General features: G+C 68.7%; 10 protein-coding genes. 9 read left to right on the top strand and 1 reads right to left on the bottom strand.

The window, feature by feature from the left end; all coding sequences use genetic code 11:
• On the bottom strand, nucleotides 1-885 hold an 885-nt coding region (locus E2C05_RS21050; protein ID WP_205082929.1), incomplete at its 3' end, for an FUSC family protein.
• Between the two features lie 260 nt (nucleotides 886-1,145).
• On the opposite strand from E2C05_RS21050, the gene rplK reads away from it, so the two are divergent.
• From rplK to E2C05_RS21005, 9 genes are all read left to right on the top strand, one after another.
• Entirely contained in the window at nucleotides 1,146-1,580 is a 435-nt protein-coding gene (gene rplK / locus E2C05_RS21045) for a 50S ribosomal protein L11 (RefSeq protein ID WP_133221622.1), read from the top strand.
• A gap of 3 nt (nucleotides 1,581-1,583) precedes the next feature.
• A complete protein-coding gene (rplA, locus tag E2C05_RS21040) occupies nucleotides 1,584-2,288 on the top strand; it encodes a 50S ribosomal protein L1 (RefSeq protein WP_133221621.1) in 705 nt (234 codons plus the stop codon).
• Nucleotides 2,289-2,731: 443 nt separating this feature from the next.
• Complete coding sequence (gene rplJ / locus E2C05_RS21035) at nucleotides 2,732-3,256, top strand: 50S ribosomal protein L10 (protein WP_133221620.1); 525 nt, start codon at nucleotides 2,732-2,734, stop codon at nucleotides 3,254-3,256.
• 130 nt (nucleotides 3,257-3,386) lie between these two features.
• Nucleotides 3,387-3,770 (top strand): 50S ribosomal protein L7/L12, encoded by a 384-nt coding sequence (rplL, locus tag E2C05_RS21030; protein WP_133221619.1) that lies wholly within the window; start codon nucleotides 3,387-3,389, stop codon nucleotides 3,768-3,770.
• A 209-nt stretch (nucleotides 3,771-3,979) separates the two neighbouring features.
• A complete protein-coding gene (gene rpoB, locus E2C05_RS21025; protein ID WP_133221618.1) occupies nucleotides 3,980-8,158 on the top strand; it encodes a DNA-directed RNA polymerase subunit beta in 4,179 nt (1,392 codons plus the stop codon).
• Nucleotides 8,159-8,255: 97 nt separating this feature from the next.
• Entirely contained in the window at nucleotides 8,256-12,494 is a 4,239-nt protein-coding gene (gene rpoC, locus E2C05_RS21020) for a DNA-directed RNA polymerase subunit beta' (RefSeq protein ID WP_133221617.1), read from the top strand.
• Between the two features lie 312 nt (nucleotides 12,495-12,806).
• A complete protein-coding gene (rpsL, locus tag E2C05_RS21015; RefSeq protein WP_111472698.1) occupies nucleotides 12,807-13,178 on the top strand; it encodes a 30S ribosomal protein S12 in 372 nt (123 codons plus the stop codon).
• A 12-nt stretch (nucleotides 13,179-13,190) separates the two neighbouring features.
• A complete protein-coding gene (gene rpsG / locus E2C05_RS21010; RefSeq protein ID WP_133221616.1) occupies nucleotides 13,191-13,667 on the top strand; it encodes a 30S ribosomal protein S7 in 477 nt (158 codons plus the stop codon).
• A gap of 57 nt (nucleotides 13,668-13,724) precedes the next feature.
• The coding region (locus E2C05_RS21005) for a GTP-binding protein (RefSeq protein WP_133220722.1) at nucleotides 13,725-13,840 on the top strand (116 nt) is incomplete at its 3' end.

Below are 13,840 nucleotides of genomic sequence, written 5' to 3'. Positions count from 1 at the left end.
GAGCAGCGCCGGCGTCGCCTGCCGCGCCGCCGCCCGCTGCGCCGGGTCGGCGGTGGCGGCCAGCCAGTCCACCGCCGCGTCGAGCAGCGGCGCGAGGGCAGCCCATGCCGCCGGGTCGTCCTGCCGCAGCGCCCGGGCGCGGTCGGCGACGGCGGAGATCATGGCCGGGACCGGCCGCGCCCGCGCCCGCAGGGTGCGGATCCAGGCAAGGCCGGTGCGGTGCTCCGCCGCCTCGTAGCGCGCTTCCTGGAACAGCGCGTCCAGCGCGGCGCCGTCGCGGGCGACTTGGCGCCGGTCGGCGAGGAAGCGCGCCTCCTCCAGCCGGCCGGACAGCGCCGCGGCCCCGAAGCGGGCCATGGCGGTGGTCCAGGCCTGCAGCCGGGACAGCAGCAGCGGGGCGGAGGGGCGGGGAAAGACCTGGTCCACCAGGGCGACGCAGAGGATGCCGAGACCGATCTCCTCCACCCGCGCCACCGCCGTCCCGAAGATGGCGTCCGGCGCATCGACGGCGGGGAAGGCGATCAGCGCGGTGGTGTAGCCGGCCAGCCGGAAGGCGTAGCTGCGCGGCGTGGGGTCGTAGAGCGAGCCCATGGTGCAGCCGGCGACCCAGCAGGCCAGGACCAGCGCCAGCAGCGGCGGCGCGTCCACCAGAGCGGGCACCGCGGCGACGGCGAAGGCGGCGCCGGCGAAGGTGCCGGCGAAGCGGGCCAGCGCCTTGGCGCGCAGCGCGCCGGAGAAGGGCTGGACGACGATATAGACCGTGCCCACCGCCCAATAGGGCCGCGGCAGGTCGAGCCAGAGCGCCAGCCACAGCGCCAGCATGGCGGCGGTGAAGGACCGGGCGGAGAAGAGCCAGTCGCGCCAGCCGGGCAAGGTCAGGGTCAATTCCGTCCTTTCCACCGCGCCCGCCCGGGGATGCCTGCGCCGACGTCCCGGGGCGAGCCGGCCCGGCCGGCGGGGAAGCCGGTCCGCGCGAGAGCCGGAACGGTTCTGCCGGGCGGTGGTTTCGGCTTGACTCACACGCCTGTCGCGCCCATACGCGCCCGCTCACTTCATCGGGACGCGGGAGGCGCACCGTACCCTGGCCATGCCGGCCAAGGCGCGGCGCCGCAGGCACCGCGGCTCCCTGGCACCAGGGATCGGTCATGGCGAAGAAGATCGCAGGCTATATCAAGCTGCAGATTCCGGCGGGCAAGGCGAACCCCTCGCCGCCGGTCGGCCCGGCGCTCGGCCAGCGCGGCCTGAACATCATGCAGTTCGTGAAGGAGTTCAACGCGGCGACCCAGCAGATGGAGCCGGGCACCCCGACGCCGGTGGTGATCACGGCCTATTCGGACCGCACCTTCTCCTTCATCACCAAGACGCCGCCCAACACCTACTTCCTGTTGAAGGCCGCCAAGATCGAGAAGGGCAGCACGACGCCGGGCAAGGGCGCCAATGTCGGCCGCGTGACGAAGTCGCAGCTGCACGAGATCGCCAAGACCAAGATGCAGCACATGAACGCGAATGACGAGGAGGCCGCGGTGCGCATGCTCGCGGGGTCGGCCCGGTCCATGGGCATCACCGTGGTGGAGGGCTGATCGATGGCGAAGCAGGGCAAGCGCCTGAAGGCGATCTACGCGTCCTTCGACCGTGACACCATCGTCTCGCTCGACCAGGCGATCCGGCTGGTGAAGGCCAATGCCAAGGCCAAGTTCGACGAGACCATCGAGATCTCGATGAACCTCGGCATCGACCCGCGGCATGCGGACCAGATGGTGCGCGGCGTGGTCGGCCTGCCGAACGGCACCGGCAAGACCGTGCGCGTCGGCGTCTTCGCCCGCGGCGCCAAGGCCGAGGAGGCGCAGGCCGCCGGCGCCGACGTGGTCGGCGCGGACGAGCTCGCCGCCGCGGTGCAGGAAGGCAAGATCGACTTCGACCGTTGCATCGCCACGCCCGACATGATGGGCCTGGTGGGGCGCCTGGGTAAGATCCTCGGCCCGCGCGGGCTGATGCCGAACCCCCGCCTCGGCACCGTCACCATGGACGTCAAGGGCGCGGTCACCGCGGCCAAGGCCGGCCAGGTGGAGTTCCGGGCGGAGAAGGCCGGCATCGTCCATGCCGGCATCGGCAAGGCGTCCTTCGACGAGGGCAAGCTGCTGGAGAATGCCCGGGCCTTCATCGAGGCGATCCAGCGCGCCAAGCCGACCGGTGCCAAGGGCACCTATGTGAAGAAGGTGGCGCTCAGCTCCTCCATGGGGCCGGGCGTGAAGGTGGACCTGGCCACGCTGGCGGCCGCCGCCTCCTGACCCTGGCAAGAGGGGGGCCGGTGGCCTCCTCATCCGCCCGGGCGCGCGGTGCCGGCATGGCGCCGGCGCTGGGGGTTGGAACGCAGTATCCGCCTACGGGCGCCGACTTGGCCTCGCCGCCGCGCCCCGGGGCATGAAACAGAATACGCCCACCCTATCGGGTGGGCGGGCAGGGAAGGCGCCTTCGGGCCCTTCCCGAACCTGTCCGAGACCGCAGGCAGCCCACACGGGCTTTGATGGGGCAGGGCCCCGCCGGCGGTAGACGGGGTGCCAAGGGATCCGCGCCGTCCGGCCGCCTTGCAAAGGGTGGGGCCCGGGCGGGGCGCATGGCTTGGTGGTCCGGCTCAGACAGGCGAACCAGGGCCTGCCGCATTCGCGGCGGGTCCGCGTGTGAACCGGCCGTGGCCCCTCCATCAGGCACCGGTCATCGACGGAGACGGGATTTGGACCGCCAGGAAAAGCGCGAGTTCATCGCCCAGCTCTCTGCGGTGTTCGCCGATACCTCCTTCGTGCTCGTCGCCCAGAACAAGGGTCTGACGGTCGCGGATGTGAGTGATCTGCGCCGCCGCATGCGGGGCGCTGGTGCGACGTACAAGGTCGCGAAGAACCGGCTGGCCACCCTCGCCCTCGACGGCACCCGCTTCCAGGGCGTCCAGCCGCTGCTGAAGGGTCCGACCGCGCTCGCGTGGTCGAAGGATCCGGTGGCCGTGGCGAAGACCGCCGTGGAGTTCGCCAGGACGAACGACAAGTTCGTGATCCTCGGCGGGGCGCTCGGCGCACAGACCCTGACCCCGGACGGGATCAAGGCGCTGTCCGAGCTGCCTTCGCTCGAGACGCTTCGGGCGCAGCTGCTGGGTCTGATCCAGACCCCGGCGACGCGCATCGCGGGCGTGCTGCAGGCCCCTGGGTCGCAGCTGGCGCGGGTGTTCAGTGCCTTCGCAAAGAAGGACGAGGCCGAGGCCGCCTGACGGATGAGCACCGGGGGCGGGAGCCCGCCGGACCGAGGACCTGACCGGCCGCAATGCTTTGAAAGACCAAGCATTGCGCCCGGGTGTTGCAAACGGCAAGCCAAGCCATTAGATCACGAGGTACACGAACATGGCCGATCTCGCGAAGCTGGTTGACGAGCTCTCCAGCCTGACCGTCCTGGAGGCCGCTGAGCTCTCCAAGATGCTGGAGGAGAAGTGGGGCGTTTCTGCCGCGGCGCCGGTCGCGGTGGCGGCGGCGCCGGCCGCTGGTGGCGCCGCGGCCGCGGCACCGGTTGAGGAGCAGACGGAATTCACCGTCGTCCTGGCCGCTGGCGGCGACAAGAAGATCAACGTCATCAAGGAGATCCGCACCATCACCGGCCTGGGCCTGAAGGAGGCCAAGGATCTGGTCGAGGGCGCGCCGAAGACCGTCAAGGAGGGTGTCTCCAAGGACGAAGCGGCGAAGATCAAGAAGGTGCTCGAGGACAACGGGGCCACCGTCGAGGTCAAGTAAGGCCGCAGGTTGCGTTTCCCCCGCGGGGCGGCCGTCCGTCGCTGCCCCGCGGGACCATAGGGCGAAGGTACGGGCGGGAACCCCCTGGGTTGCCGTCCGTGCTGCCGTTTCTGCGGCCCGCGGCCCCCGCCGCCGGCCCATGAGGCGGGGCGGACAGGGCGCGGTTGGCGCCGGGCCAAAGAACCCGGCGGAAGGGATACGGGACAGGCATGAACGCTATCACGAAGTCGTTCACCGGGCGCAAGCGCATCCGCAAGAGCTTCGGGCGGCTGCCCGAGGTGGCGCCGATGCCGAACCTCATCGACGTGCAGCGGGCGTCCTACGAGGCGTTCCTGCAGATGGAGGTGCACCCGGATGCGCGGCTTCACGCCGGGCTGCAGGAAGTCTTCAAGTCCGTCTTCCCGATCGACGACTTCGCCGGCCGCGGCCGGCTGGAATTCGTCCAGTACGAGCTCGAGGAACCCAAATACGACGTCGAGGAATGCATCCAGCGCGGCCTGACCTTCGCCGCGCCGCTGAAGGTGCGCCTCCGGCTCATCGTCTGGGACGTGGACGAGGACACGGGTAGTCGTTCCGTTCGCGACATCAAGGAGCAGGATGTCTACATGGGCGACATGCCGCTCATGACGGACAACGGCACCTTCATCATCAACGGCACCGAGCGCGTCATCGTCTCCCAGATGCACCGCAGCCCGGGCGTGTTCTTCGACCACGACAAGGGCAAGACCCACAGCAGCGGCAAGTACCTGTTCGCCGCGCGGGTGATCCCCTATCGCGGCTCCTGGCTCGACTTCGAGTTCGACGCCAAGGACATCTGCTACGTGCGGATCGACCGCAAGCGCAAGCTGCCGGCGAGCACGCTGCTGCTGGCGCTGGACAGCGCCAACACCGAGACGCTGCGGGCGACCAAGGGCAGCGCGCTGGAGCCGAACGAGATCCGCGGCATGGATGCCGAGGAGATCCTGAACGAGTTCTACGGCCAGGTCGCCTTCACCCGCGGCCAGAAGGGCTGGTCGCGTCCCTTCGACCCGGAGGCCTTCCGCGGCGTGAAGCTGCAGGAGCCGCTGATCGACGCCAAGACCGGCGCCGTGGTGGCCGAGAAGGACGCCAAGCTGACGCCGCGCGCAGCGCGCAAGATCGCCGAGGGCGGCACGACCGAGGTGCTGGTCGGCCGCATGGACCTGCTCGGCCGCTTCGTGGCCGAGGACCTGGTGGACATGAACACCGGCGAGATCTGGGCCGAGGCCGGCGATGAGCTGACCGAGGCGAAGCTCGCGGTCATCGAGAATGCCGGCGTGGAGCGGCTGCCGACGCTGGCCATCGACCAGTCGGTCGGCCCCTGGATCCGCAACACCCTCACGGTGGACAAGAACACCAACCGTGACGAGGCGCTGATGGACATCTACCGGGTGATGCGCCCGGGTGAGCCGCCGACGCCGGAGACCGCGGAGACGTTGTTCCGCGGCCTGTTCTTCGACCCGGAGCGCTACGACCTCTCCTCGGTCGGGCGGGTGAAGATGAACATGCGCCTCGGCTTCTCCGCCGAGGAGGTGCCGGACACCATCCGCACGCTGCGCAAGCAGGACATCATCGCCACGGTCCGCGTGCTGCTGGACCTGAAGGATGGCCGCGGCCAGATCGACGACATCGATAACCTCGGCAACCGCCGGGTGCGGTCGGTCGGCGAGCTGATGGAGAACCAGTACCGCGTCGGCCTGCTGCGCATGGAGCGCGCGATCAAGGAGCGCATGGGGTCGGTCGATATCGACACCGTCATGCCGCATGACCTGATCAATGCGAAGCCGGCGGCGGCGGCGGTGCGGGAGTTCTTCGGCTCCTCCCAGCTGTCCCAGTTCATGGACCAGACCAACCCGCTGTCCGAGGTGACGCATAAGCGCCGCCTCTCGGCGCTTGGCCCTGGCGGCCTGACGCGCGAGCGCGCCGGCTTCGAGGTGCGCGACGTGCACCCGACGCATTACGGCCGCATCTGCCCGATCGAGACGCCGGAAGGCCCGAATATCGGCCTGATCAACAGCCTCGCCACCTTCGCCAAGGTGAACAAGTACGGCTTCATCGAGACGCCCTACCGCCTGGTGCGGGACGGCAAGATCGTCGGCGAGCCGCGCTACCTCTCCGCCATGGAGGAGGAGCGGCTGGTGGTCGCCCAGGCGGATGCCGAGGTCGATGCCGAGACCGGCGAGTTCAAGTCGGAGCTGGTCTCGGTCCGCCAGGGCGGCGACTTCCGCCTGGTGAAGCCGGAGGAGGTGACGGCGATCGACGTCTCGCCGAAGCAGCTCGTCTCGGTCGCGGCGGCGCTGATCCCCTTCCTCGAGAATGACGACGCCAACCGCGCGCTCATGGGGTCCAACATGCAGCGCCAGGCGGTGCCGCTGGTGCGCGCCGATGCGCCGCTGGTCGGCACCGGCATGGAATCCGCGGTGGCGCGCGACAGCGGCGCGACCATCGTGGCGCGGCGCGACGGCGTGGTGGACAGCATCGACGGCGCCCGCATCGTGGTGCGCGCGACCGGCGATGACGGCACCACCCGCGGCGTCGACATCTACCGGCTGCGCAAGTTCCAGCGCTCCAACCAGTCCACCTGCATCAACCAGCGCCCGCTGGTGAAGGTGGGGGACCAGGTGGATGCCGGCGACATCATCGCCGACGGCCCGTCCACCGAGCTGGGCGAGCTGGCGCTCGGCCGCAACGTCCTCGTCGCCTTCATGCCGTGGAACGGCTACAATTTCGAGGACAGCATCCTGATCAGCGAGCGCATCGCGCGCGATGACGTCTTCACCTCGATCCATATCGAGGAGTTCGAGGTCATGGCCCGCGACACCAAGCTGGGCCAGGAGGAGATCACCCGCGACATCCCCAATGTGGGCGAGGAGGCGCTGCGCAACCTAGACGAGGCGGGCATCGTCTATATCGGCGCCGAGGTGCAGCCGGGCGACATCCTGGTCGGCAAGGTGACGCCGAAAGGTGAATCGCCGATGACGCCGGAGGAGAAGCTGCTCCGCGCCATCTTCGGCGAGAAGGCGTCCGACGTCCGCGACACCTCGCTGCGGCTGCCGCCCGGTGTCGCCGGCACCATCGTCGATGTGCGCGTCTTCTCCCGCCGCGGCGTGGACAAGGACGAGCGCGCGATGGCGATCGAGCGCGCCGAGATCGAGCGGCTGGCCAAGGACCGGGACGACGAGAAGTCGATCCAGGAGCGCAGCTTCCACTCCCGCTTGCGGGAGCGGCTGCTGAACCGCAAGGCGTCCGGCGGCTTCCGCGGCGTGAAGGCCGGCACCGTCATCACCGACGAGGTGCTGGACCAGTTCGCCAAGGCGACCTGGCGCCAGATCGGCGTGCAGGACGATGCGGCGATGGCCGAGATCGAGGCGCTGAAGCGCGAATTCGACGCTGCCATCGAGCGCCTGCAGAAGCGCTTCGAGAGCAAGGTCGAGAAGCTGCAGCGCGGCGACGAGCTGCCGCCTGGCGTGATGAAGATGGTCAAGGTCTTCGTCGCGGTGAAGCGGAAGCTGCAGCCGGGCGACAAGATGGCCGGCCGCCACGGCAACAAGGGCGTGGTCAGCCGCGTCGTGCCGGTGGAGGACATGCCCTTCCTCGAGGACGGGACGACCGCCGACTTGGTGCTCAATCCGCTCGGCGTGCCGTCGCGGATGAATGTCGGGCAGATCCTCGAGACCCATCTCGGTTGGGCCTGCGCCAACCTGGGCAAGCAGGTGGGCGACCTGGTCGAGGATTACCGCCGCACCGGCGCCATGCGCGACGAGCTGCTGGAGCACCTGCGCGCCACCTATGGCGATGAGGTGTTCGAGCGCGACATCGCGCCGATGAACGACGACCAGCTAATCGAGCTGGCGGAGAACCTGAAGAAGGGGATCCCCATCGCGACGCCGGTCTTCGACGGTGCCCGCATGGCTGATATCGAGGGCATGCTGGAGCGCGCCGGGCTCGACAGCTCCGGCCAGGTCTGGCTGACCGATGGCCGCACCGGCGAGACCTTCGAGCGCAAGGTGACGGTCGGCATCATCTACATGCTGAAGCTGCACCACCTGGTGGACGACAAGATCCACGCCCGCTCGATCGGCCCCTACTCGCTGGTCACCCAGCAGCCGCTGGGCGGCAAGGCGCAGTTCGGCGGCCAGCGCTTCGGCGAGATGGAGGTCTGGGCGCTGGAAGCCTATGGCGCCGCCTACACCCTGCAGGAGATGCTGACGGTGAAGTCCGACGACGTCTCCGGCCGCACCAAGGTCTATGAGGCGATCGTCCGCGACCAGGACAATTTCGAGGCCGGCATCCCCGAGAGCTTCAACGTCCTGGTCAAGGAGCTGAAGTCGCTCGGCCTCAACGTCGATCTCGAGACCCGCGGCACCTGACGCCCGCGACGCCCCGGCGCCCCCGCGCCGGGGCAGGCAACGAAATGCACCGCCGCCCGGGACCGCGGGCGGCAGGCTGGACCACAAGGAAGGCCGCATGAACGAGCTGATGAAGATCCTGGGCCAGACCGGCCAGGCCGTCACCTTCGACCAGATCAAGATCTCGATCGCCTCGCCGGAGCAGATCCGCTCCTGGTCCTATGGCGAGATCAAGAAGCCCGAGACGATCAACTACCGCACCTTCAAGCCGGAGCGGGACGGCCTGTTCTGCGCCCGGATCTTCGGGCCGATCAAGGACTACGAGTGCCTGTGCGGCAAGTACAAGCGGATGAAGTTCCGCGGCATCATCTGCGAGAAGTGCGGTGTCGAGGTGACGCTGGCCAAGGTGCGCCGGGAGCGCATGGGCCATATCGAGCTCGCCAGCCCGGTCGCGCATATCTGGTTCATGAAGTCGCTGCCCAGCCGCGTCGGGCTGATGGTGGACATGAGCCTGAAGGAGCTGGAGAAGGTCCTCTACTTCGAAAGCTACGTGGTGCTCGAGCCGGGTCTGACCGACCTCAAGCTGCACCAGCTGCTGACCGAGGAGCAGTACCAGACCAAGATGGATGAGTTCGGCGAGGACGCCTTCTCCGTCGGCATCGGTGCCGAGGCGGTGAAGGGTATGCTCGTCGGGATCGATGCCAACAAGGAGGCGACGCGGCTGCGCGCCGAGCTGAAGGAGACGACCTCCGAGGCGAAGCGCAAGAAGCTGGTCAAGCGGCTGAAGCTGATCGAGGCCTTCGCCGAGTCCGGCGCGCGGCCGGAATGGATGATCATGTCGGTCATCCCGGTGATCCCGCCCGAGCTTCGCCCGCTGGTGCCGCTGGATGGCGGACGCTTCGCGACCTCCGACCTGAATGACCTGTATCGCCGCGTCATCAACCGGAACAACCGGCTGAAGCGCCTGATCGAGCTGCGCGCCCCGGACATCATCGTCCGGAACGAGAAGCGCATGCTGCAGGAAGCGGTGGATGCGCTGTTCGACAACGGCCGCCGCGGCCGCGCCATCACCGGCGCGAACAAGCGGCCGCTGAAGTCGCTGTCCGACATGCTGAAGGGCAAGCAGGGCCGCTTCCGCCAGAACCTGCTCGGCAAGCGCGTTGACTACTCGGGCCGCTCGGTCATCGTGGTGGGCCCGGAGCTGAAGCTGCACCAGTGCGGCCTGCCGAAGAAGATGGCGCTGGAGCTGTTCAAGCCCTTCATCTACTCGAAGCTCGAGAAGTACGGCCACGCCACCACCATCAAGGCCGCGAAGCGGATGGTGGAGAAGGAGCGACCGGAGGTCTGGGACATCCTCGAGGAGGTGATCCGCGAGCACCCGGTGCTGCTGAACCGCGCACCAACGCTGCACCGCCTGGGCATCCAGGCCTTCGAGCCGATCCTGGTCGAGGGCAAGGCGATCCAGCTGCACCCGCTGGTCTGCACCGCCTTCAACGCCGACTTCGACGGCGACCAGATGGCCGTGCACGTCCCGCTGTCGCTGGAAGCGCAGCTGGAAGCCCGCGTGCTGATGATGTCGACCAACAACATCCTCAGCCCGGCGAACGGCAAGCCGATCATCGTGCCGAGCCAGGACATCGTCCTCGGCCTTTATTACCTGAGCCTGGAGACGCCGGAATTCGTCGCCGCGTCGAAGCGGGTGACGGAGGTGAAGGCCCTGGTCGCCGGCATCGACCCGCATGCGAAGACGGTGACGCCCGAGCAGCAGGATGCGCTGAACTTCCGGCCGCAGATCTATCGCGGCCTGGGCGAGGTGGAGCAGGCGCTGGCCGCCGGCGCCATCAATATCCATACCGCCATCCATGTCCGCGTCCCGGCCCCGAAGGAGCCGGGCAGCAAGGAGATGCAGACGGTCCTGACCACGGCCGGGCGGCTGATGATGGGCGCGCTGCTGCCGGTCGATCCGCGCACCCCCTACAGCCTGGTCAACCGCCAGCTGACGAAGAAGTCGATCTCCGACGTCATCGATGCGGTCTACCGCCACTGCGGCCAGAAGGAGAGCGTGATCTTCGCCGACCGGCTGATGGGCCTCGGCTTCCGGCAGGCGGCGAAGGCCGGCATCTCCTTCGGCAAGGACGACATGGTCATCCCGGCCAGCAAGCCGGAGATGATCGGCAAGACCAAGGACGAGGTGAAGGAGTTCGAGCAGCAGTATCTCGACGGCCTGATCACCGCCGGCGAGCGCTACAACAAGGTCGTGGACGCCTGGTCGCGCTGCACCGAGGAAGTGGCCTCGGCGATGATGAAGGAGATCTCGAAGCAGGAAGCCGGCAAGCCGACCAACTCGGTCTGGATGATGTCGCATTCCGGCGCCCGCGGCTCGCCGGCGCAGATGCGGCAGCTGGCCGGCATGCGCGGGCTGATGGCGAAGCCGAGCGGCGAGATCATCGAGCAGCCGATCATCAACTGCTTCAAGGAAGGCCTTACCGTCCTCGAGTACTTCAACTCGACCCATGGTGCGCGGAAGGGCCTGGCCGACACGGCGCTGAAGACGGCGAACTCGGGCTACCTGACCCGGCGGCTGGTCGACGTGGCGCAGGACTGCATCATCGTCGCGAATGACTGCGGGACGGAGCGTGGCATCACCGTGCGCGCGGTGATGGACGGCGGCGAGGTCATCTCCTCGCTCTCCGAGCGGATCCTGGGCCGGACGGCGCAGCGCGATGTGCTGGACCCGGAGACGGGCGATGTCATCCTGGCCCGCAATACGCTGATCGAGGAGCCGGATGCCGAGCGCGTCGAGAAGGCGGGGGTGGAGGAGGTCTATATCCGCTCCGTCCTCACCTGCGATGCGCGCTCGGGCGTCTGCGGCCATTGCTACGGCCGCGACCTGGCCCGCGGCACGCCGGTGAACGTGGGCGAGGCGGTGGGCGTCATCGCCGCGCAGTCGATCGGCGAGCCGGGCACGCAGCTGACCATGCGCACCTTCCATATCGGCGGCGCGGCGCAGCGCGGCGCTGAGCAGTCGGCGGTCGAGGCGACCTCGGACGGCACGGTGAAGATCGCCAACCGCAACGTCGTCGCCAACAGCGCCGGCGCCCCGGTGGTGATGAGCCGGAACTGCGAGATCATCCTGAGCGATGCGCAGGGCCGCGAGCGGGCGCGCTACCGCGTGCCCTATGGCGCCCGGTTGCTGACCGAGGAAGGCGCGACGGTCACCCGCGCGCAGAAGCTGGCGGAGTGGGACCCCTTCACCCTGCCGATCATCACCGAGCGGGCCGGCGGCGTCGAATTCGCCGACCTGATCGAGGGCGTCACCCTGTACGAGGAGACGGACCCGGTGACGGGCCTCACCTCCAAGGTGGTGCGCGAGCCGGTGGACAAGGCGCGCAACGCCAATCTCCGCCCGCGGCTGCTGCTGCGGAGCGAGGATGGCCAGACCCAGCAGTACTTCCTGCAGCCGGCCTCGGTTCTGAACGTCGAGAATGGCGGGACGGTGAAGGCGGGCGACGTGCTGGCGCGACTGCCGCGCGAGTCCTCGAAGACCCGCGACATCACGGGCGGCCTGCCGCGCGTGGCGGAGCTGTTCGAGGCGCGGCGGCCGAAGGATCACGCCATCATCTCGGACATCGATGGTCGGGTGGAGTTCGGCAAGGACTACAAGGCGAAGCGCCGCATCCTGGTCGTGCCGGACCAGGTGGGCGACGAGCCGCCGGTGCCGCGCGAGTACCTGGTGCCAAAGGGCAAGCACGTGTCGGTCCAGGAAGGCGACTACGTGAAGGCCGGCGATCCGCTGGTGGACGGCCCGCGCGTGCCGCACGACATCCTGCGCGTGCTGGGGGTGGAGGCGCTGGCCAACTACCTGGTCAACGAGATCCAGGACGTCTACCGGCTGCAGGGCGTGAAGATCAACGACAAGCACATCGAGGTCATCGTCCGGCAGATGCTGCAGAAGGTGGAGATCCTGGATCCGGGCGACACCACCTTCCTGATCGGCGAGCAGGTCGACCGGATCGAGTACGACATCGAGAACGAGAAGCGGATCGCCGCCAAGGAACGGCCGGCGCGGGCGGAGCCGGTGCTGCAGGGCATCACCAAGGCGTCGCTGCAGACCAACAGCTTCATCAGCGCCGCCTCCTTCCAGGAGACGACGCGGGTGCTGACCGAGGCGGCGACGGCCGGCAAGGTCGATACGCTGGCCGGCCTGAAGGAGAATGTCATCGTCGGGCGGCTGATCCCGGCGGGCACCGGCTCCGTCATGAACCGGCTGCGGGCGCTGGCGGCGCAGCGGGACCGCACCCGGCTGCCCGGCGCGCCGGCGCTGCCGGAACCGGCGGACCAGCAGGCCGCCGAGTAGCGCTTCGTTCTTCTACGCAATGGGCCGGGTTCCGCAGGGAACCCGGCCTTTTTCTTAACCGCGGTTGCCGATCGCTTGACTCAGCCGCTGGTGGCCGGTACGTAGCCGCCCCTTGGCAAGGCCGCGCGGCTCGCGCGCGGGCTGCCGGGTGTTTGGTCCACAACGCTGCGCGTTCGGCACCGCGGCCCGGTTTGACGGGCTGCATCAGGTCGGGGGCGGGTCAGGCGCCTGCGGGGGAGCATCGGCTTCCCGCGCGGGCACATTGGCTTTTCGCGGCCGCGGGACGGACGGACGGGATTCTGAAGGGGCGTCATGCCGACCATCAACCAGCTCATCGCCCAGGGGCGCGAGCCGAACGCGAAGCGGAACAAGGTCCCCGCGCTGCAGGCCTGCCCCCAGAAGCGCGGCGTCTGCACGCGCGTCTACACGACCACGCCGAAGAAGCCGAACTCGGCGCTGCGGAAGGTCGCCAAGGTGCGGCTGACCAACGGCTACGAGGTGGTGAGCTACATCCCCGGCGAGGGGCACAACCTGCAGGAGCACTCTGTGGTGCTGATCCGCGGCGGTCGCGTGAAGGACCTGCCGGGCGTGCGCTACCACATTCTCCGCGGCGTGCTCGACACCCAGGGCATCGCCAAGCGCCGGCAGCGCCGGTCGCTCTACGGCGCGAAGCGCCCGAAGTAAGGAGAGGCACGGATGTCTCGCCGCCACAGCGCCCAGAAGCGCGAAGTCCTGCCGGATCCGAAGTTCGGCGATCTTGTGCTAAGCCGTTTCATGAACGTGCTGATGTACGACGGAAAGAAGAGCACCGCGGAGCGGATCGTGTACGCCGCCATGGATACGCTCAAGCGCCGCGTCGGGCCGAATGGCGACCCGCTGCGCATGTTCCATGAGGCGATGGACAACGTGAAGCCGGCCGTGGAGGTGCGCAGCCGCCGCGTCGGTGGCGCCACCTACCAGGTGCCGGTCGAGGTTCGGCCGGAGCGCCGGCAGGCCCTGGCCATCCGCTGGCTGATCGAGGCCTCGCGCAAGCGGGGCGAGAACACGATGGAAGAGCGCCTTTCGGCGGAGCTGATGGACGCGGCGAACAACCGCGGCACGGCCGTCAAGAAGCGCGAGGATACGCACCGGATGGCGGAGGCGAACAAGGCCTTCAGCCACTACCGCTGGTAACGCCGCACGCCGGCGCGGAACGCAGGGTAACCGGGCACAAGCTGAGGAACGACGACGATGGCGAAGGCGAAGTTTGAGCGGAACAAGCCGCACTGCAACATCGGGACGATTGGCCATGTTGACCATGGCAAGACGTCGCTGACGGCGGCGATCACGAAGGTTCTGGCGAAGAC

Origin of the sequence: Paracraurococcus ruber, from assembly GCF_004353985.1 — a bacterium.
In the GTDB taxonomy this organism is placed as follows: domain Bacteria; phylum Pseudomonadota; class Alphaproteobacteria; order Acetobacterales; family Acetobacteraceae; genus Paracraurococcus; species Paracraurococcus ruber.
This window is presented reverse-complemented; position numbering and strand designations above follow the sequence as displayed.